The 19,691-nt window shown below is 56.6% G+C and carries 20 protein-coding genes and 1 tRNA gene; 10 read left to right on the forward strand and 11 right to left on the reverse strand.

Features of this window, described 5'->3' with window-relative positions; translation table 11 throughout:
• Positions 1 to 92 precede the first annotated feature (92 nt).
• Both G5179_RS14135 and G5179_RS14140 read right to left on the reverse strand, forming a co-directional pair.
• Positions 93 to 1,985: a methyl-accepting chemotaxis protein gene (locus G5179_RS14135; protein WP_421258583.1), complete on the reverse strand. Its 1,893-nt coding sequence runs from the start codon at positions 1,983 to 1,985 to the stop codon at positions 93 to 95.
• Between the two features lie 209 nt (positions 1,986 to 2,194).
• Entirely contained in the window at positions 2,195 to 2,692 is a 498-nt protein-coding gene (locus tag G5179_RS14140) for a lactoylglutathione lyase family protein (RefSeq protein WP_041209527.1), read from the reverse strand.
• A 100-nt stretch (positions 2,693 to 2,792) separates the two neighbouring features.
• On the opposite strand from G5179_RS14140, the gene G5179_RS14145 reads away from it, so the two are divergent.
• Positions 2,793 to 3,665, forward strand: a complete 873-nt coding sequence (locus tag G5179_RS14145) for a LysR family transcriptional regulator (protein WP_421258584.1) — start codon at positions 2,793 to 2,795, stop codon at positions 3,663 to 3,665.
• Positions 3,666 to 3,809: 144 nt separating this feature from the next.
• Here G5179_RS14145 and G5179_RS14150 read toward each other — a convergent pair.
• Positions 3,810 to 3,886: transfer RNA gene (locus G5179_RS14150), tRNA-Trp, on the reverse strand.
• A 201-nt stretch (positions 3,887 to 4,087) separates the two neighbouring features.
• Between G5179_RS14150 and G5179_RS14155 the strand changes: the two genes are divergently transcribed.
• The 5 genes from G5179_RS14155 to G5179_RS14175 all read left to right on the forward strand — a co-directional run bounded on the left by G5179_RS14155 (position 4,088) and on the right by G5179_RS14175 (position 6,997).
• Positions 4,088 to 4,630 (forward strand): hypothetical protein, encoded by a 543-nt coding sequence (locus tag G5179_RS14155; protein WP_335865244.1) that lies wholly within the window; start codon positions 4,088 to 4,090, stop codon positions 4,628 to 4,630.
• Between the two features lie 99 nt (positions 4,631 to 4,729).
• The gene (locus tag G5179_RS14160; RefSeq protein WP_133249581.1) at positions 4,730 to 4,924 is read left to right on the forward strand and encodes a hypothetical protein; all 195 of its coding nucleotides are present in this window, start codon (positions 4,730 to 4,732) and stop codon (positions 4,922 to 4,924) included.
• Positions 4,905 to 5,825, forward strand: a complete 921-nt coding sequence (gene pyrB, locus G5179_RS14165) for an aspartate carbamoyltransferase (RefSeq protein WP_005339735.1) — start codon at positions 4,905 to 4,907, stop codon at positions 5,823 to 5,825. The genes G5179_RS14160 and pyrB overlap by 20 nt, the downstream gene beginning before the upstream one ends.
• A 15-nt stretch (positions 5,826 to 5,840) precedes the next feature.
• The gene (gene pyrI / locus G5179_RS14170; protein ID WP_005339730.1) at positions 5,841 to 6,305 is read left to right on the forward strand and encodes an aspartate carbamoyltransferase regulatory subunit; all 465 of its coding nucleotides are present in this window, start codon (positions 5,841 to 5,843) and stop codon (positions 6,303 to 6,305) included.
• A 200-nt stretch (positions 6,306 to 6,505) separates the two neighbouring features.
• Complete coding sequence (locus tag G5179_RS14175) at positions 6,506 to 6,997, forward strand: arginine repressor (RefSeq protein WP_421258585.1); 492 nt, start codon at positions 6,506 to 6,508, stop codon at positions 6,995 to 6,997.
• A 132-nt stretch (positions 6,998 to 7,129) separates the two neighbouring features.
• Here G5179_RS14175 and G5179_RS14180 read toward each other — a convergent pair whose 3' ends face one another.
• The 4 genes from G5179_RS14180 to arcA all read right to left on the reverse strand — a co-directional run bounded on the left by G5179_RS14180 (position 7,130) and on the right by arcA (position 11,953).
• Complete coding sequence (locus tag G5179_RS14180; RefSeq protein ID WP_005339725.1) at positions 7,130 to 8,536, reverse strand: YfcC family protein; 1,407 nt, start codon at positions 8,534 to 8,536, stop codon at positions 7,130 to 7,132.
• Positions 8,537 to 8,659: 123 nt separating this feature from the next.
• The gene (gene argF, locus G5179_RS14185) at positions 8,660 to 9,664 is read right to left on the reverse strand and encodes an ornithine carbamoyltransferase (RefSeq protein ID WP_005339721.1); all 1,005 of its coding nucleotides are present in this window, start codon (positions 9,662 to 9,664) and stop codon (positions 8,660 to 8,662) included.
• Between the two features lie 79 nt (positions 9,665 to 9,743).
• On the reverse strand, positions 9,744 to 10,670 hold the full coding sequence (gene arcC, locus G5179_RS14190; RefSeq protein WP_005339719.1) for a carbamate kinase: 927 nt from the start codon (positions 10,668 to 10,670) through the stop codon (positions 9,744 to 9,746).
• Positions 10,671 to 10,732: 62 nt separating this feature from the next.
• Positions 10,733 to 11,953: an arginine deiminase gene (gene arcA, locus G5179_RS14195; RefSeq protein WP_005339718.1), complete on the reverse strand. Its 1,221-nt coding sequence runs from the start codon at positions 11,951 to 11,953 to the stop codon at positions 10,733 to 10,735.
• Between the two features lie 747 nt (positions 11,954 to 12,700).
• Here arcA and G5179_RS14200 point away from each other — a divergent pair.
• From G5179_RS14200 to G5179_RS14210, 3 genes are all read left to right on the forward strand, one after another.
• Positions 12,701 to 12,877, forward strand: coding sequence for a hypothetical protein (locus tag G5179_RS14200; protein ID WP_421258586.1), 177 nt, complete (start codon positions 12,701 to 12,703; stop codon positions 12,875 to 12,877).
• 97 nt (positions 12,878 to 12,974) lie between these two features.
• The gene (locus G5179_RS14205) at positions 12,975 to 13,622 is read left to right on the forward strand and encodes an AAA family ATPase (protein WP_216952274.1); all 648 of its coding nucleotides are present in this window, start codon (positions 12,975 to 12,977) and stop codon (positions 13,620 to 13,622) included.
• Position 13,623: 1 nt separating this feature from the next.
• Entirely contained in the window at positions 13,624 to 13,992 is a 369-nt protein-coding gene (locus tag G5179_RS14210; protein WP_216952276.1) for a CopG family transcriptional regulator, read from the forward strand.
• Between the two features lie 734 nt (positions 13,993 to 14,726).
• Here G5179_RS14210 and hemN read toward each other — a convergent pair.
• The 4 genes from hemN to G5179_RS14230 all read right to left on the reverse strand — a co-directional run bounded on the left by hemN (position 14,727) and on the right by G5179_RS14230 (position 18,625).
• Positions 14,727 to 16,100 carry an oxygen-independent coproporphyrinogen III oxidase gene (gene hemN, locus G5179_RS14215; protein ID WP_421258587.1) on the reverse strand — a complete coding sequence of 458 codons (1,374 nt, stop codon included), beginning with the start codon at positions 16,098 to 16,100 and terminating at the stop codon, positions 14,727 to 14,729.
• Positions 16,101 to 16,131: 31 nt separating this feature from the next.
• Positions 16,132 to 16,572 carry a DUF2489 domain-containing protein gene (locus G5179_RS14220; RefSeq protein WP_005339712.1) on the reverse strand — a complete coding sequence of 147 codons (441 nt, stop codon included), beginning with the start codon at positions 16,570 to 16,572 and terminating at the stop codon, positions 16,132 to 16,134.
• Positions 16,573 to 16,583: 11 nt separating this feature from the next.
• Entirely contained in the window at positions 16,584 to 17,171 is a 588-nt protein-coding gene (gene yihI / locus G5179_RS14225; RefSeq protein WP_216979905.1) for a Der GTPase-activating protein YihI, read from the reverse strand.
• A gap of 836 nt (positions 17,172 to 18,007) precedes the next feature.
• Positions 18,008 to 18,625, reverse strand: a complete 618-nt coding sequence (locus G5179_RS14230; RefSeq protein WP_005339710.1) for a c-type cytochrome — start codon at positions 18,623 to 18,625, stop codon at positions 18,008 to 18,010.
• A gap of 142 nt (positions 18,626 to 18,767) precedes the next feature.
• Between G5179_RS14230 and yihA the strand changes: the two genes are divergently transcribed.
• Positions 18,768 to 19,424, forward strand: a complete 657-nt coding sequence (gene yihA, locus G5179_RS14235) for a ribosome biogenesis GTP-binding protein YihA/YsxC (RefSeq protein ID WP_064337553.1) — start codon at positions 18,768 to 18,770, stop codon at positions 19,422 to 19,424.
• The last annotated feature ends 267 nt before the right edge of the window (positions 19,425 to 19,691 follow it).

Consider the following 19,691-nt stretch of genomic DNA (forward strand, 5'->3'; position numbering starts at 1 on the left):
CCCCGATGCGGTACATAGGGGGTTCTGAGTAGAGAAATGCTAGTTGAAAATGTGTAAACCTATTTCAGGACTAGACAAAGATGGCCTGAGGATCAGAGCCGGAAACGGCCGATCTCCTGCTCCAGCCGCTCGGTCAGCGCCTTCAGCTCGGCCGCCTGCGCCGCCTCCTGATTGGCCTGCTCGGCCAGCTCTTGCGAGACGTGGCGGATATTCTCGGTGTTGCGGCTGATCTCGCTGGTCACCGAGGTCTGCTCTTCCGCCGCCGCCGCGATCTGGGTCGCCATGTCGCTGATGGAGCCGATCGCCTCGTTGATCCGCGCCAGACTCTGGTTGGCGGACTCCGCATCCTCGACGCTGGTGCCCGCCAGCTGGCGACTGGTCTCCATGCCGCCCACGGCGCGGCGGGTGGTCTGCTGCAGGGTCTCGATCATCTGCTGGATCTCGTCGGTGGAGTCGTGGGTGCGGCGCGACAGCACCCGCACCTCGTCCGCCACTACCGCGAAGCCGCGCCCCTGCTCACCGGCCCGCGCCGCCTCGATGGCGGCGTTGAGCGCCAGCAGGTTGGTCTGCTCGGCGATGCCGCTGATGGTGGCCAGAATGCCGCTGATCTTCTGGGCGTGGGCATCCAGCTCATTGATGATCTGGCTGGCATCGGCCACCTCATCCGCGAGCCCGGTAATGCTGCGCTGGCTCTGACCGACCTGCGACTGACCCGCGACCGCCAGTGCGACCGCATCGGTGGCGGTAGTGGCGGCAAACTCGGCGTTGCCGGCGATCTCTTGGGTAGCGGAAGCCATCTCGGTCACCGCGGTCGCCACCATCACGATCTCGTCCTGCTGCTGGCGCACCCGCTGACTGCGGGCCTGCGCCCCGGCCGCCTGAGCGCGGGACTGTGCCGCCAGCTCGACGGTCACATCCCGCAACCGACTGACGATGCCATGCAGCCGCGCCACGAACTGGTTGAAGTTCTGGGCCAGCTGACCCACCTCATCCTTGCTGTGAGTGTTGATGTGAACGGTGAGATCCCCCTCGCCGTGGGCAATGTCGTGCAGGGCGTGCGCGACCCGGCCGAGATCGGCGAACAGGTATTTGAAGGTAGCGGTGAGCAGGGCACTGAACACCAGCATCAGCACCAGGGTCAGCCCCACCAGCTCCCACAGCAGACTGCTGAGCGGCGCCTCCAGCACATCGCGATACATCACCATGGCCAGCAGCCAGTCGGTGCCCGGCACCGGCTGTACCGCCAGCAGCACATCGCGCCCGTCGAGGGTGGCGGCGTGCAGCTCGTTGTTCTCGCGGCCCCACTGCTGGAAGGTGGCCGCCGACAGATCGGGGGAGAGCTCGCCAATCTGCTTGAGCGCCAGCTCCTTGTTAGGGTGACCGACGATGAGGCCGCTGCTGTCGAGCAGCATGGCGTACCCCTCGCCCTGCACCTGCATCGCCAGCACCTCGTCGATCAGCTTGTCGAGCGCCAGGTTGGCCCCCACGGCGCCGACCAGCTCGCCCTGATGGCGCACCGGCTCGGAGAGGGTCACCACCAGCTTCTGCATGGTGACGCTGACATAGGGAGCGGTGACGATGAGCTGTCCCGCCTTCACCGCATCCTGATACCAGGGGCGCTCGCGCGGGTCATAGTTGCCGGTGTTGAGGGAAGGGTCCTGGCGGGTCATCACCCCCTGAGTCGAACCAAAGTAGGTGAGGCCGAAGCCGCCCGAGGTGTAGGCCTGCTTCAGGTGTGGCACCAGCTCGGCCTGCGGGTTGTCGGCGATCAGGTTCACCAGCGCGTGCACCGTGTTCTTGCGATCCGCCATCCAGTCGCCGATGGCAACCGAGTAGGCGTGACCATAGTTGACCGCCTCGCTCTGGATGGCGCTCATGGTGCGGGATTTGAGGGTGTGAAAGGCAACGATGCCGAGCAGTGATGCCATCAGCAGCACCACCCCGAGACTGGTTGCCAGCAGCTTGCCGCGCAAAGAGAGGGTCATGACGACAGATCCTTGTTGTTGTGACGAAGCAGGGAAAGACCCTGATGTAATAGAGGCTATCGGCCACTCTCTGAACAGACTTTAGTGAATCTGTATACTTTTACATCTATCAACAACAGAAGCCGCTATCCGTGTGAGCAAGATCGCTATTCCATGCTACTGACCATCACCACAACAAAGCAGCAGGCCGCCCGAAGGCGGCCTGTCACTTACCCCTGATATGCACCGGCGGAGTAGGTCAGCTCATAGCTGTGGCTGTAGATCTCAATGATGTTGCCGAAGGGATCTTCCATGTAGACCATGCGGTAGGGCTTCTCGCCCGGGTAGTACTCACGCACCGGCATCCGCTGTTTGCCGCCCGCCGCGACGATGCGCGCCGCCAGCCCCTCGACATCCGGATCCTGCACGCTGAAGTGGAACACCCCGGTCTTCCAGAATTCGAAGTTGTTTTCGCGCTGCTCGCTGTTGGGGAACTCGAACAGCTCGATGCCGATCTTGTCGCCGGTGGAGAGATGAGCGATGCGGAAGGAGCCCCAGCCCGGGCCAAACACGTCGTTGCACATCACGCCGATGGCGGAGTCATCCTCGGTGATGGTGGTCGCCGGCATGATGAGATACCAGCCCATCACCTTGGTATAGAACTCGACCGCTTTGTCGAGGTCAGTCACCGTGATGCCGATGTGGGAGAAGTTGCGTGGATAGGTCATACGTCACCTTGAAATTGTGTGTGGGAAACAGGTGACATGATAGGAAGGGGCGACATAATGAAAAATAAGGTCAAACTAATGGAAGGCATAAATTAAATTTATGGTTAATCCACTCTGGCTCCACACCCTGGTGGTGGTGCATGAAACCGGCAGTTTTACCCGCGCCGCCGAGCGGCTGGATCTCACTCAGGCCGCCGTCAGTCAGCATATCTCGCGTCTCGAGGCCGAATTTGGCACCCTGCTGCTGCGCAAGCCCCGTCAGCTGGAGCTCACTCCGCGCGGGCTGGTGCTGCTCGACTTTGCCCGCCAGCAGGCGCAGGCAGCCGAACAGCTGCGAGCGCGCCTCTCTGACGACGACCCTCACCGCGGCGCCATCACCCTCACCACCCCCGGCAGCATCGGTCTGCTGCTCTATCCCCTGCTGCTCGACCAGCAACAGGAGCACCCCGGACTCACCATCCAGCACCGCTTTGCCCCCACCCCCGACATAGTGCAGGCGGTACTGGCGGGGCGCAGCGATCTGGGACTGGTGGATCAGCCGCCTGAACACCTCAGCATCGCCGCCGAGCCCTTCGCCCGCGAACCCCTCTGTCTGGTGGTGCCCAACGATGGCAAGGGGCCGAGCTGGCAGTACCTCTGTCAGCTCGGCTTTATCGACCACCCGGATGGCCGCAGCATGGCACAACGCCTGTTGGGACGACGCTACCCCGGCCAGCGCGTTGACGAGATCCCGCAGCGCGGCTTTACCAACCAGATCGGCCTGATCCTGGAGCCGGTCGCCCGCGGCCTCGGCTTTACCGTGCTGCCCCGCTTCGCCGTCACCGCCTTTGCCCAACAGGAGAAAATCCGGGTGATCCAGAGCAGTATTGAGGTGATCGACACCCTCTGGCTGATCTACCGCGCCGAGTGGCCGCTCCCCGCCCGCCACCAGCGGCTGGTCACCGTCCTGAAACAGCGGGTTGCTGCACATTGAACGCTCTTGCGGCAGACATAGAGATCAATGTGGCCACAGTCACCGAGAGCTAGCGGCAAGAAGGAGAAGAGAAAGGAGAGAGGGATAAATTGGCGAACGCCGGAAATGCGAAAGGCCAGCTCAATGAGCTGGCCTTTCTGAAAATGGCAGGGGCGGCAGGACTCGAACCCGCAACCATCGGTTTTGGAGACCGCTGTTCTACCAATTGGAACTACGCCCCTGCAACAAACGAGGCGTAGTATACAAAGCGGGTTTCAAAGGTAAAGGCTTTTTTCACACTTTTAATGCGATTGCACAAATCCCGAACAAGTCGCGCCGATTTGTGCAGCAACGAGGGGTAACTTGCTGTATTTCCAGACTCAGCGGGGTAGGAATGGGGCATAAATGGGGGTAGGGTGAAATCAGGTACCGGGAGGCCACTTATGCTCAATTACCGACTGCTCCAACAACTTGCGCCCCTCAACTTCAGGGACGAACGCAAAACAGAGTCCCTGCCCGACTACCTGGCCCGGGTCGCCCCGCTGGTGCCATTCATCCCCGAAAATGTGCTTTCCCAGTGGATTTACCGTCATTGGCGCGGTTTTGAGTCCAACTGGAGCTTTATCGATCTCGCCAGCCACCAGTTCGCATGCGAAAGCTGGCCCACCGCGCAGATTATCGAGCAGATAGACTCCCGCCATATGGAGGTGATCGAGCGCTGGGGCGAGATGCTGCGCAGCAACCGCTATGTCCGCCGCTCCTGGCTCGGCGAGAAGATGCTAAACGACGGCACCTGGCCCGAACCTGTCATCGTGCTGGTGCCGGAAGAGGGAGCCAGCTACCCGAACGGTCATCCCCTACCCCGCCCCTACTGCCTGCTGGAAGGACACCACAGACTCGGTTATTTGCGCGCCATGGCCCGCGATGGGGAATCGCTGCAAGAGACGCACAAGGTGTGGATTTGTCGTCATGTTTCCGTCACTTAAACGTTTTTCATGCTGAAATTGGCATCGTAAATAAAATTTTGACAATTAAAAAAGCGGCCCTATAATCTGTCCGGTTTTGAAAAAGGTCGGGACGAAACGATGCAGTTTTTGATTCAGAAAACAGCCTTGCAGACGGGTGGTGCGCACCAGAGCGGCCCCGTTGTTTCCGGTTCCCACCCCAAAGATCCCCAGTTATTTTTAAAAAAAGCCCCTGTTTCAGGGGCTTTTTTTTGTGCCCGAAAAACCTCCAATGATGTCAAAGGGAATGCAGACGATGACCAATCCACTCTATAAGAAACATGTCATCTCCATTTCGGACCTGACCCGGTCAGAAATGGAACTGGTAGTCTCAACCGCACAACGGTTGAAGGCTGAACCTGACACCAGCCTGTTGAAAGACAAGCTGGTTGCCAGCTGCTTCTTCGAAGCCTCCACCCGCACCCGCCTCTCCTTCGAGACCGCGGTACAGCGCCTTGGCGGCAACATCATCGGCTTCGCCGACGGTGGCAACACCAGCGCCAAGAAGGGCGAGACGCTGGCTGACTCCATCAAGATCATCGGCTCCTACTCGGATGCGGTGGTGATGCGCCACCCGAAAGAGGGTGCGGCCCGTCTAGCCTCCGAATTCTCCCGCGTGCCGGTCATCAACGGCGGCGACGGCTCCAACCAGCATCCGAGCCAGACCCTGCTCGACCTGTTCACCATCCATGAGACCCAGGGTCGTCTGGACAACCTCAACGTCGCCTTCGTCGGTGACCTGAAATATGGCCGCACCGTGCACTCGCTGGCCCAGGCCCTCAGCCTGTTCAACTGCCGCTTCTTCTTCATCTCCCCGGAAGCGCTGGCGATGCCGGACTACATCTGCGAAGAGCTGGAAGAGAAGGGTATCCAGTTCAGCGTCCACCAGACCATGGAAGAGGTGATGCCGGAGCTGGACATCCTCTACATGACCCGCGTCCAGAAAGAGCGCTTCGACGAGACCGAATACAAGCACATGGCTGCCAAGTTCATTCTGGAGCTGGCGACTCTGGAAGGGGCCAAGCCCACCATGAAGATCCTGCATCCCCTGCCCCGCGTCGACGAGATCGATGTGGCGGTCGACAAGACTCCCCACGCTTGCTACTTCCAGCAGGCGGAGAACGGGGTCTATGCACGCCAGGCGCTGCTGGCACTGGTACTGAACGAAACTGTCTGAGCTTAGGGGAATATCATGTCTGACAAGAACCAACTGCAAGTCGAAGCCATCCGTCACGGCTCCGTCATCGATCACATCCCCGCTGGCCAGGGCATCAAGATCCTCAAGCTGTTCCAGCTGGTTGAAACCCAGGAGCGGATCACCGTCGGCTTCAACCTGAAATCCGGTGCGCTGGGCAAGAAGGATCTCATCAAAATTGAGAACACCCGCCTGACCGAGCAACAGGCCAACCAGCTGGCGCTGTTCGCCCCGAAAGCGACCGTCAACATCATCGAAGACTTCAATGTAGTGAAGAAGCACCAGCTGGAGCTGCCGGAGTTCATCGCTGGGGTGTTCCACTGCCCCAACTCCAACTGCATCTCCCACAACGAGCCGGTGGACAGCTACTTCCGGGTGCGCGAAGTGAAAGGCGTGGTACGGATGAAGTGCAAATATTGCGAGAAGTCCTTCACTCAGGACATCGTCAGCGAGCGTTACTGATATCTGATTGGGCCCCGCGGGGCCCATTTTTGAACCCTGTCACATCACCGAATTTCCAGTCAGCTATAATTTGCCATCGCAAGATGGTAATGCCCGCTCATTTCCTGCATATAGGCTGATTATCAGTGTTTTTACCTGATAACTGACTGCTATGGCAGATATCGCGCGTTTACCTCCGGTCATCATCAAAGGAATTCGCCGTGGTCAAAACCCTCAGTCGTCCCGTTGCCCAAGAGCCCGATCTGGCCCAGCTGGATGCCTGTCGCCAGATCATCGGTCAGCACTGCTACAGCACCCAGGAAGAGATCCGTCGCGAACTGTCGGAGCGCGGCTTTGCCGACATCAGCCAGTCCACCATCTCCCGCCTGCTGCGCCGTCTCGGCGTCGCCAAGGCGCAAAATGCCAACGGCAAGAAGGTCTACACCCTGGTCGACGAGCAGCTGGAACCCGCCGGCAGCACCCGCTCTATCCACGACATGGTGCGCGAAGTGGTATACAACCAGCAGATGGTGCTGATCCACACCACTCCGGGGGCCGCCACCGTGGTGGCTCGCCTGCTGGATCGCAACGCCAATCCCGAGATCATGGGCGCCGTCGCAGGCAATGACGTGGTGCTGGTCGCGCCACGCCATATCAGCCGTACCCGTCAGGCCCATGCCGCCGTGGTGCGCACACTGGCGCAGGCCCGCTAAGCTCTCTCCCCCAAATGTATTGAGGCGACCCGCGGGTCGCCCTTTTGTTGCCTGCGACTTTGTGCCCATCACTTCTTGCGCCTATAAAAAACGGGAGCCCGCAGGCTCCCGCTTCATCTTGCTTGTTATCCCTCAGGAGAGCACGGCGCCCAGGCTCAGGCAGACCACGATCAGCACGGTCAGGATACCGAGCAACGGAGCCACCCACTTCAACCAGCGCACATAAGGCACCTTGGCAATAGCCAGGCCGCCCATGACCACGGCGGAGGTCGGGGTCACCAGGTTCACCAGACCGGAGGCAGACTGGTAAGCAGTCACCACCAGATCGCGGCCCACGTTGGCGAAGTCGGCCAGCGGCGCCATGATCGGCATGGTCAGTACGGCCAGACCGGAGGAGGATGGCACCAGGAAGGAGAGCACCACTTCCAGCACGAACATCACGTTGATAAAGACGATGGTGGAGAGGCCGGTCACGATCCCTTCTGCACTGTGCAAAATGGTGTGAGTGATCATGCCGTTATCCATTACCACCACGATACCGCGGGCGATACCGATGATCAGCGCCACCCCCAGCAGGTCGCGAGCACCATCGATAAAGTTGGAGGTCAGCTCCTCCTCGCTCATGCGGGAGATGAGACCAACGATGATGGCGGCAGCCAGGAACACACCGGAGATCTGCGCCATCCACCAGCCCAGCACGGCCACACCGTAGATCATCACGGCGAAGGCGGCGACGAAGATACCCAGCACGATTTTACGGGTCAGGGTGAACTCCAGCATCTGGTCGCTCTTGTTGCCAAGGAAGTGGGCACGGTTCTCTTCCCACTTGTCAGCCACCAGAGATTTGCTCGGATCGCTGCGCACCATCTTGGCGTAACGCATGACGTAGGCAACGCAGAGCAGCCAACCGGCGACCAGCATGGCGACGCGCAGCCAGATACCGTCGGTGAAGGAGATACCGGCCGCATTGGCGGCAATCACGGTCGCAAACGGGTTGATGGTGGAACCGAGAGTACCGATACCGGCGCCCAGCAATACGGTTGCTGCTGCCACCACAGGGTCGAAGCGGGCGGCCATCATCACCGGCACCAGCAGGGTGTAGAAAGGCAGCGACTCTTCGGCCATCCCGTAGATGGTGCCGCCTGCGGCGAACAGCGCCATCAGGATCGGGATCATCCACTCTTCACGGCCACGCAGACGGTCGGTCACACGTTCGATGCCGGCATCGATGGCACCTGTCTTGGTCACAATGCCAAGAAAACCACCGATGATCAGGATAAAGAGGGAGACGTCGATGGCGCCTGCCTCATAGGTGTCGTGGTTGTAGAGGCCATCGATAGGTGCCAGCAGCACGTCGACGATCCCCTGGGGATTCCCCTCCACCAGTTTGTAGGTACCCGCCACCGGCACTTCTTTGCCGAGGGCTTCGTTCATGGTCATCTCATATTTGCCGGCCGGCACTATCCAGCTCAGGGCGGCCACCAGGGCGATCAGCACAAACAGTATCGTGTAGGCTGACGGGAACTTGAATTTGGTCATGGTCCAGCTTCCTTCTGTGGGTGTGGTATCCATGCAGGCTGCGGGTTGTAGGGTTAGAGGTATTATGCCGCTGTCACATGGTCGAAAAGCCGGGGGTCGCCCCCCGGCACCACTACTGCGACCTTAGTCGCCCAGCGTAGCAACCATCACTGCCTTGATGGTGTGCATCCGGTTTTCGGCCTCGTCGAACACGATGCTGTGCTCGGATTCGAACACGTCCTCGGTCACTTCCAGGCCTTTCATGCCATATTTGTCAGCCACTTCCTTGCCCATGGTGGTCTCGTCATTGTGGAACGCCGGCAGGCAGTGCATGAACTTCACATCCGGGTTCTTGGTGGCGTTGATGACATCCATGTTGACCTGATACGGGGTCATCAGTTTGACGCGCTGATCCCAGGCTTCTTTCGCTTCACCCATGGATACCCAGACGTCGGTGTAGAGGAAGTCAGCACCCAGCACACCCTCTTTCACATCTTCGGTCAGGGTGATGCGTGCGCCGGTCTCTTCGGCGATCAGGCGGCACTTGGCAACCAGCTCCTCTTCCGGCCAGAAGGCTTTCGGCGCGACCAGACGGATGTCCATGCCCATTTTGGCGGCGCCAACCATCAGGGAGTTACCCATGTTGTTGCGGGCATCACCCAGGTAGGCGAACTTGATTTGATCCAGACGCTTGCCCTTGCCGTGCTCCAGCATGGTCATGAAGTCGGCCAGGATCTGGGTCGGGTGGAATTCGTTGGTCAGGCCGTTCCAGACCGGGACACCTGCGTAGGCGCCCAGCTCTTCCACGATCTCCTGACCGTAGCCGCGGTATTCGATACCGTCATACATGCGACCCAGTACACGGGCGGTGTCCTTCATGGACTCCTTGTGACCGATTTGGGAACCGCTTGGGCCAAGGTAGGAGACCTGAGCGCCCTGGTCGAAGGCCGCTACTTCAAACGCACAGCGGGTACGGGTGGAGGTCTTCTCGAAAATCAGGGCGATGTTCTTGCCGACCAGATGCTTGCGCTCGTAGCCACCGTATTTGGCTTTCTTCAGGTCGATGGCCAGGTCAATCATGTATTGGATTTCGCGCGGGGTGAAGTCCAGCAGTTTCAGGAAGTTACGGTTACGCAGATTAAAAGCCATGATGAGTTCTCTCTATATATGTTTCAGACCAGTTCGGGCAGTAGTGTTGACTACGCATTCTCAGTACAGATGTCGGTAATTACGCATGTACGGTGCGGGTGGCGACGATATTGGTGCCGGCTTCACCCTTGAGGATGGCGAGGCCATCTTCCAGCGAGCCGATGCCGACCATGCCGCCGGTCGCTTTGACAAATTCACAGGAGGCTTCGACTTTTGGTCCCATGGAACCTGCATCGAACTTGACCCCGGCCAGCTCGTCCGGGCTGGTGACTCGCAGCGGACGCTGGGTCGGTTTGCCCCAATCCAGATAGACGGCATCGGCATCGGTCAGGATCAGCAAGGCGTCGGCCTTGATCTGCTTGGCCAGATAGGCGGCAGACATGTCCTTGTCGATGACGGCTTCGATACCGGTCAGGCTCTGGCCATCCCAGGTCACAGGGATGCCGCCACCACCGGTACAGATGATGAGGTGGCCCTGGGCAATCAGGGTTTCGATGGCATCGCCTTCGACGATGCGCTGGGGCAGCGGGGATGGCACTACGCGGCGGAAGAACTTGCCGTCAGCCTTGACCACCCAGTGCTTCTCTTCTGCCAGAGTGCGGGCTTCAGCCTCTTCGTAGACGGGGCCGATAAATTTGGTCGGATTGGCAAACGCCGGATCCTTGGGATCGACCTGCACCTGAGTCAGCAGCGCGGTGACGTTGCGGCTCGGCATCAGGTTTTTCAGCTCCTGGATCAGCATGTAGCCGATCATGCCCTGGGACTCGGCACCCAGCACATCCAGCGGATAGGGGGATACCTTGGTGTAGGCGCTATTCTGCAGGGCCAGCAGGCCGACTTGCGGGCCGTTGCCATGCACCAGCACCACGTTGTACTCCTGAGCGATCAGGGCGATGGTCTTGGCGGCAGTTGCAATGTTCTTGCGCTGGATATCCGCTTCCAGTGGCTCACCACGACGGAGCAGTGCATTGCCACCCAGAGCGACGACGACAGTTGGTTTTTTCATAGTGGTTAATCTCGAGTTTGGTTCTGTGTGGCGCCAGCTTCTGCCGGCGCCACGCCGTCTCATCAGATGCTGTCGCGTTCCATCGGGCAGCTCATGCAGCGGGCGCCGCCACGGCCACGGCCCAGTTCATCACCCGGGATGGAGAGAACTGTGATACCGGCCTTGTCGTACTTCTCGTTGGTGTAGGTATTGCGCTCGTAACCCACCACCACGCCGGGACGTACGGTCAGCACGTTGTTGGCGTCGTTCCACTGCTCGCGTTCGGCTTCGAAGCTGTCACCACCAGTGGTGATGATCTTCAGCTGATCCACGCCCAGCGCTTTCTCGATAGCGGTGACGAAGTAACCCTCTTCCTTGATGTTCATGCCGGTGGCGCCGCCCGGAGTCAGGCTCCAGCACTGCACGTCCTTGCGGATCACTTCCGGATAGACGGAGAAGGTATCGATATCCATGTGGGTCATGACGGTATCCAGGTGCATGCAACTGCGGTGTTTCGGCAGCTCCATGGCGATGACCTGTTTGGCCTGACCATGTTTGAACAGGCTACGAGCCAGATGCTCGACACCTTGCGGGGTGGTGCGCTCGGACATACCAATCAGCACGGCGCCGCGACCGATAACCAGTACGTCGCCACCCTCGATGGTGGAGTTGTCGTAGTCACGCTCCTCGTCACCGAAGTACTTGATGAAGTCCTGACCGGCAAACATCGGGTGCCAGCGGTAGATAGCCTTCACATGGTTGGTCTCGCGGCGACGAGCCGGCTTGGCCATCGGGTTGATGGAGACGCCACCGTAAACCCAGCAGGAGGTGTCACGGGTGAAGAGGTGGTTGGGCAGCGGTTCGATGATGAAATCGGTCGGAGCGTGCATGCCCACTACCATGTTGACGCCGCTGTAGGGCATCTCGGAGTAAGTCAGGCCGCCGGAGAGAATGCGGGCCAATTCGCGATGCGGCATGTCAGCCAGGAAGCAGCGCACGTCGTTGGCAAAAGAAGAGCCGAGGCGGTAGTCGGAGACCTGATGTTGCAGCAGCCAGGTTTTGGCTTCCGGCACATCCAGGGTTTCCGCCAGCAGATTGGTCAGCAGGAAAACTTCGACATTCTGATCGCGCAGTACCTGAGCGAATTTGTCGTGCTCCTGACCGGCGCGTTCAACTGACAGGACGTCATCGAACAGCAGATCCTGGCAGTTGGAAGGAGTCAGACGCTTCAGACTGAGGTTGGGGCGGTGCAACATGACACGGCGCAATTGGCCAACTTCAGAACCTACATAAAATTTGCTCATGATTATATTCCGTCTAGCAGTGGTCCCTGCGAGTGATTGAATAGATTCCTTCTATTCATGCTCGTGGCTAAGGCGGGATATTCTTTATGTAGGGTAATCGGCTTATGTTCTATCCTGCCCTTGCCTTTCGAAGCCGAGGTTAGACCTGCCAATAGCAATAAACTTAGACATTGATCACATTCACTTTGAACTGAATATATTCACCTTTCAATCTATGACTCCAGTAGCAATTTACGCATTTTCCTCCCAGCAAACCCTGAATCTTCATGCAAAACCACCCCGATATATTTCAGGTTGATTCAACTTTTATTCATGCCAACTCACTGGAAAGATTAAAAGAAAAAACAAAAACCCATTAAAAAACAATGAAATGGGTGGCAACTAAAATAATATCTGAATATTACTACCTGTGTATTGAATACATCGCCGTAACGAGAGGAACGCGGGAGAAATAAATACTCACATCGACCACATTCACTGCATAAATCTTTTCTTGTTCCAGATCATGGCATTGACGCCAACCCCATCAGGCCCAGCCTCATAAGTCACCGCCTCTTTTTGCGGTTCAACTTAATATGCACAAAGTCCGCATCAAGGTGGGCAGCCATCCTCGTCGGTCACCACAACGCCTTTTGATACTTTTTTCATTAATTGAATTTATTCACCTCACCTTGCGCTGGCGCCAACCTCGACTTAACTCAGAAAGTGATCCGGATCACACAGGAATGACACTACCAAGGAGTTGTTATGAAGATGAAACCCATGCTGTTACTCGCGACTTTGCTGCTCTCTGCGCTCCCCACCCTCAGTCAGGCTGAAGGAGCCCCTGCCATACCCATGGTGGTCTGCCATATCGACAAGGCTCCCCAGATGCTGGTGCCCGACTATGTCTGCCGCTGGCATGGCGGCAGTGTTCACTATTAACCTGCAGAACGAGAGGAGCATCACTCCTCTCGCCTTGTGATGAGCCAACCCCCTCCTATACTGAAATCAGCGGTTTTCTCATGGATAGGGGAACGTCATGATCTTGTTGGTCGGTGGGGAGAAGGGTGGCAGTGGCAAGAGCTGCCTGGCGCAAAATCTGGCGGTCTACCTCAGATCCCAATTTCAGGGAGAGGTGTTACTGGTCGACTGCGACCCGCAACGCACTACCTCGGACTGGATTCAGGAACGCAACGACAACCCGGATCTGCCACAAATCAACTGCGTTCAGCTCTATGGCAATATTCGCAACGATCTGCTTAGCCTGAAAAATCGCTATGACTACGTCATCGTCGATTGCGGCGGGCAAGACAACCGGGCACTGCGCTCCACCATGGCTGTCGCCACCCACGCCCTGATCCCCTTGCGCCCGAAACGCCGCGACCTCAAGACCCTGCCCCATATGGAAGATCTGATCACCACCTGCAAGATGGTCAATCCGACCCTCAATGCAGCCGTTGTGTTGACCCAATGTCCATCTTTGCCCAATCAGGTAAAGCGGATTCTCGAGGCCAAAGAGGTATGTGCCTCGTTCGGAGTCGATGTACTGAATTCCATCACCTATGGCCGCAACGTCTACGACGATAGTGAGGAAAAGGGATTATCGGTGATGGAGATAGAACCGGATGGCAAATCTGCCGAAGAGATCCGGGCCATCGCCAAAGAGTTCCTGAAAGTGGGGGTATGAGATGGGCTTGGCGGATCTGAAGAAAAAGCATCAGCTGCATCACCAGAAGAAGTTCACTGTCGATGAATTTATCGAAGATGCTGAGTTCTACGCCAAGGGTAAACCCAAGGTTGTCAGCCTTGAGTTGAGTCTGCATAGGGATGAAGCCTTGTCGGCACTGGCCTTTATCGAGAGTGGTGAGCATCTGAAGCCCAGTTTTAAAAAAGCGACCTTCTCCATGAGTACAGTGGCCATCGATGAGCTGGGTAATCTGACCCAACAAGACGGCATGAACAAGTCCCTGCTACTGCGCCTCTTTACCCACTACTTCTCTTCGCTCACCCCTGAAGAGCGCCAAACCATCTATGAGCGCCTCAACCAGCACCTATAAATACCCCATTCACTGCTCTTTTCCTGCCGTCACACCCACATTGGGTGATCACCATCAGAGCACAGAATCTGTTTCCAAAGTAACCAAAATCCCGTGTAAGAGATCTGCCATTCCACATGTAAGTAAACAGCCTAAAAGATCCTCGAGATAATCGGAAGATAGGATCTTAAAACGTGGAGGCGATTAACTTAAGTATCTGTTTATAAATGAATAAATCGAAACACACCACTTTCGAAACAGCTAATAGAAAAAACGTTTTCCATTCTGACGTTGTAGCCGGTTAGAAAATCCTTATAGTTACTCATGCACGGACGCAATGAAGTCGGTCAGGAAGACTGGCTGCCAGGGTTGGGCAAATGGACTCACCACAGGATGTGGTAAAGGACACCTCCCGGGACGGAGAAAGTGCGACGGGACAGGATGACTCGTCAGGCCAAGATGGCTAAAGGACACCCCAAAGGATTGGGAAGGGGAAACCTAAAGGAAGAGGTAAACAGTCAGGGATTGCAGGGAGCAACTTCGTTCAAGGATCTGAGCGATACGACTACCGGGGGCGACGCAAGTCGCCCCCATCTTTTTATCTGCATTTCACCGTCCCCTTGCTTGGCTCTCAATTGCTTGCCTCAGCGCAGAGACTTCTTACCAGAACCTTTCCGACCCGCTGCTTAAGCAAAAATACATATGAAAAGGCGCCACTATGGCGCCCTTTTCTGTTTTCTAATCGGCAAACAAGCTTATATCACGCGAGAGAACTGTTGCTGGCGCGCCTTGTTGCGCAAGTACACGTCGAAACACATGCAGATATTGCGGATCAGCAGCTGCCCCGTGGAGGAGACCTCCAGACCATCCTCCGTCATACGCACCAATCCATCGTTGATGAAGGTCTGCAGCAGCTTGAGATCGTCGGCAAAATACTCTCTGAAATTGAGACCGTGCGCCTGCTCGACAGACGCAAAGTTCAGACGGAAATCACAGATAAGCCGCTTGATCACCTCACGGCGGATCAGGTCATCCTGATTGAGCGAGCAGCCTTTCCACTGGGCATGACCCAGCTCTGCAACCTGTGCGTAATAAGCCTTGAGCTCTTTCTGGTTCTGGGAATAGGCATCACCGATCATGCTGATGGAGGAGACCCCCAGCCCCAGCAGATCACAATCTCCCTGGGTGGTATAGCCCTGGAAGTTGCGGTGCAGCTTGCCCTCGCGCTGCGCCACTGCCAGCTCGTCATCGGGTTTGGCAAAATGGTCCATACCGATGAACTGGTAACCCTGACCGGTCAGGAAGGCGATGGTGTCCTGCAGCATGGCCAGTTTCTCCTGCGGCGCAGGCATATCAACCTCTTTCAACTTGCGCTGGGCGGCAAAGCGGCTCGGCAGATGGGCATAGTTGAAGATGGAGAGGCGCGCCGGATCCGTCTTGAGCACCTCTTCCAGCGTATGGTGGAAGCTGGCACGATCCTGATGCGGCAGGCCATAGATAAGGTCGAGGTTGGTCGAGCGGAAGCCAAGTTCACGGGCCCGTTCCAACATGGCTTTAATAAAGTCGTTGTCCTGCTCGCGGTTGACTGCGACCTGTACATCCTTGTTGAAGTCCTGCACCCCAAGGCTGATGCGGTTGAAGCCGACATCTCGCAGCACATCCAGCATGGTAATGGCAATCTCGCGCGGATCGACCTCGATGCTGAACTCCCCCTCTTCGGCGAAATGGAAGTGCTCACGCAGCATGGCCATCAGACGGCGCGTTTGCGCTTCATCCAGATAGGTGGGTGTACCGCCACCCCAGTGCAGCTGGGTGACCAGACGATGCTTGAAGAACGGGGCTTGCGCCTTGATCTCCTGCTCCAGGTAGTCGAGGTACTCGTCAGCCTTGTGCTGATGACGGGTAATGACCTTGTTGCAGCCGCAGTAGTAGCAGAGCTTGTGACAGAAAGGGATATGCACGTAGAGCGACAGATTGCGCTCGGGATACTGGCCAGCAGCGTGGACAAAATCCGGATAGCCGAAGTTCTCGTTGAACTCCAGCGCAGTGGGATAAGAGGTGTATCGCGGGCCACTGTAGTTATATTTTTCGATCAGGGCCTGATCCCACACAATCTGTTCTGCTTGCACGCTCGCTTCCTCTCTTGTTGTTATTGTTGGCTCACCGACCTAACTGAAAATCCTTCAGCTGGGCCACATCCTTGAGGATCTGAGCCTCCAGCTCGGCCTCGTAGCCGCTGCGTTCGAGATCCATCTTCATCACTTCATTGCGCTTGAGGGCACGTCTGGCCTCATGAGTCGGCATATCTTTCACCTTCTCATACAGCCCGTACAGACCCGGGAACTCGGCAACAAACGCCCGTCCCCCCTTGATCTGCAACGCATCCAGCAGATTGGTCAGCCGAATGGCGCCTTCGGAGTAATCACACTGCCCCTCCTGCACCGCATGAGCAATGACCCGCACGCTCTCCAAAATTCGTTCATTGCGAGCTGTAATCGCCTGCCACTGCATCGCTTGCTGTCGTCTCAGCCTGGCCAGCAGCATGCCTGCATAGATGGCCAATCCTGACAAAATCAGGCCGCCCAACAGGGCGGCCAGCATCCATCCACTCATCACTTTTTCTTCGGCTCAGGCTTGGGTTCCGGCTTGAAATCGACCTGGTTGAAACGGTCCCACAACTCCTCTTCGGAGGCTGGTTTCTGCTCGTCGAACTCGGCGTCATCGCCATCATCAAACGGCAGCTCGTCATCTTCATCATCGTCGTTGTCGATGATACCCAGCTCATCCATCAGCTCCTGATAACGGTCGACACGCTGATCAACCCAGGCCTGCTCGGCCGCTTCCAGGGTTTCACCGGCATCAAGACGATCCAGCAGATCATTCAAGCGGTCATCGTTTTCGATGGACGCCAGCTCCTGCTCGGGCGTCATCACCAACGTCTTCTCTTTCACCGCCTTGGGGGCTGTCGGCTTCTTCTGTTTGTCATCCACCACCAGTACCACCGGCTTGCGGGAACCGATACGCGGATCTTTGGACTGGCTGTTGCCAGACTTGCTCTTCGGCTGTTCAACTTGCTGACGAGAACCAGCCTTCAGGCCCTTGCGCTTGGCAGCCCGTTTACGCTCACGGCCTTCCTGAGCACTGACATCAGATTCTTTGCGCTTGCCAGTAGGCTTGCGAGTGGGTTGTTTGGCAGACATGAATGGCTAACTCCGAAAATAACTGGTTTGACCCGTACCCGGGATGATCTCACCCGGTGGGATACGATGCGAGGAACAGTAAGGCTGGAACAAGAGCAGGATCCCGCACCAATCAGGCCCAATCAGGCCACTGAACACCGCAGGATCGGTATCCTCTGGGCATGTTGCTGGTATTTTGACACAGAATGGCTAATCGGGTTAATGACCCAAAAGAAAAAAGGCAGCCGAAGCTGCCTTGATATGTTCATGCGTGCGCCATCCTGAATGGCAAAACAGTCTGTTTCGTCCTCTCCATGACAACTTGTCGCCGCATCATATCGTTGTGTGGTCATCCTGACCTTATATTGGTCGTTCCTGAATGTGCGTGTGCCTGTTTGACCCGTCTCGACCGCATCCTGCCATCGTGCCGGGGAGTCTGCATCCCGCAACCCCATCCCGCTCCGGAGATGGTCACCATCCTGATCCTTCAATCCTTTGCCAGCTCATCCGAGCCCATGGCATCCCGCCACGCCAGCCATCCTCTGCTCACAACACCCTGTCGTGAAACCGTCACCCAATCCGTGGGTGAATCCATTAAGCCTACTGTACCAACTCTATAAAGCGGCTCAATCCACTCAAAACATTCTCAACATGTCGAAAAATATCAATATTTATATAATTCACTGATAAATAATGATTATTTAATATTTTATGCAATTTTATGAGCCTTGGCCTGCCTTGAGAATGGGAGATCTCTTACAGAACGGGGGGATTAAACCGAGAATTATCTGAAAGCCATAAAAACAACAGGGAGCCCAGGCTCCCCGTTTCAACTCAAATCGACCGTATCGACTATATCAGTGCAGACCCGCCACATATTTGGAGAGGGCTTCGATATCCTGATCAGTCAGTTTCTTGGCAACGTCCCGCATCATGCCATTCGGATCGTTGTCACGCGTCCCGGCACGGAATGCGGTGAGCTGAGCCTTGATATAGGCAGGATGCTGGCCGGACAGGTTGGGATACTTCGCCTGTTCGACACCCGAGCCACGGGGACCATGGCAAGCCGTACAAGCTGCCAGACCGCGACTCATGTCACCACCCATATAGAGTGCCTTGCCCGCTTCGACCACGTCGTCAGGGACAGCGATAGGGGTAACCTTCAGGCTGGAGAAATAAGCCGCCAGGTCATCCATGTCCTGTTCCGACAAAGGTAACGCCATCGGCCCCATCACTGGCGCAACCCGGCCAATTTGACCAGAAGCGGCAGCCTTCAGTTCAACTAACTGTTTTTTGATATATGATGCGTGCTGACCAGCAATTTTGGGGTACATATCAACCAGGCTGTTTCCGTCCGGTCCATGACAAGCCGCACAAACGGCAGCCTTGGTCTGTCCCGCAGCGGCATCGCCCTTGGCTTGTGCCATCCCCGTTACGCCAACCATCAGAGCAAGAGTAATGACTAGGTTCTTCATGGCGTTCCAACTTTTCGTTATTAGGCTTCCAGATCCCATGCCGCTGAAGGCATGTTAAAATAAACGCGTTTAAGCGACGCTATTTTACACCATTTTACAAAAAAGTAACTCTATAACCCTCTATCTCCATGGGGAATTTACGTTGGATACACAAACTCTGAATTTCAATAAGGTGCATTTTGTGACCAGCGCACCCGACATCCGTCACCTGCCAAATGATGGGGGTGTCGAGATCGCGTTTGCCGGCCGTTCCAACGCCGGTAAGTCATCTGCATTGAACACCTTAACCAAACACAAGAACTTGGCGCGCACCAGTAAGACACCCGGTCGTACCCAGCTGATCAACCTGTTTGAGCTGGAACCGGGCAAGCGTCTGGTCGACTTGCCGGGTTATGGTTATGCGCAAGTTCCGCTGGAAATGAAGCTCAAGTGGCAAAAGTCACTGGCAGAGTATCTGCAGCGCCGTGAGTCATTGAAAGGTCTGGTGATCCTGATGGACATCCGCCACCCGCTCAAAGATACCGACATGAACATGCTGGAGTGGAGCTCGCACCGTCAGTTGCCCGTCATGCTGCTGCTGACCAAGGCTGACAAATTGAGCCCAGGCCCACGCAACAACCAAGTGATCAAGGTGCGCCAGGCCGTTGCCAACCTCGGTTCCCAGATCCAGGTCGAAGCGTTCTCCTCCCTCACCAATATCGGTGTGGAAAAGCTGGCGAAAACCCTGACCGAATGGTACGTCAGTGGTGACGATACCGACCTGCTGAACGCTGACGAACAGCAACCTGCCGAGGAGTAATCTACTCCTCGCTCTCCTTGCAATTGGCGGAGCACTCCTCCGCTGATTGAAAGGGTTTCAGATTGCCGCTTTCACCTGCCTCACGACAAACACCCCGCATTCGCCTCCCCGGCTATATCCATTACTGCTTACAGTTCATATAGATAGGTAGTTGATTCACGCAAGGAATTAACATCTAAAGACGTTGAGAGCGTTTTCAAATTCGTTCTTTCAAAACGAACAATAATTACAAAAATAGACAAAAATGAAATTTAATTACAAGATCTA

The organism is Aeromonas sp. 600886, from assembly GCF_049174935.1.
Lineage (GTDB): Bacteria > Pseudomonadota > Gammaproteobacteria > Enterobacterales > Aeromonadaceae > Aeromonas > Aeromonas veronii_A.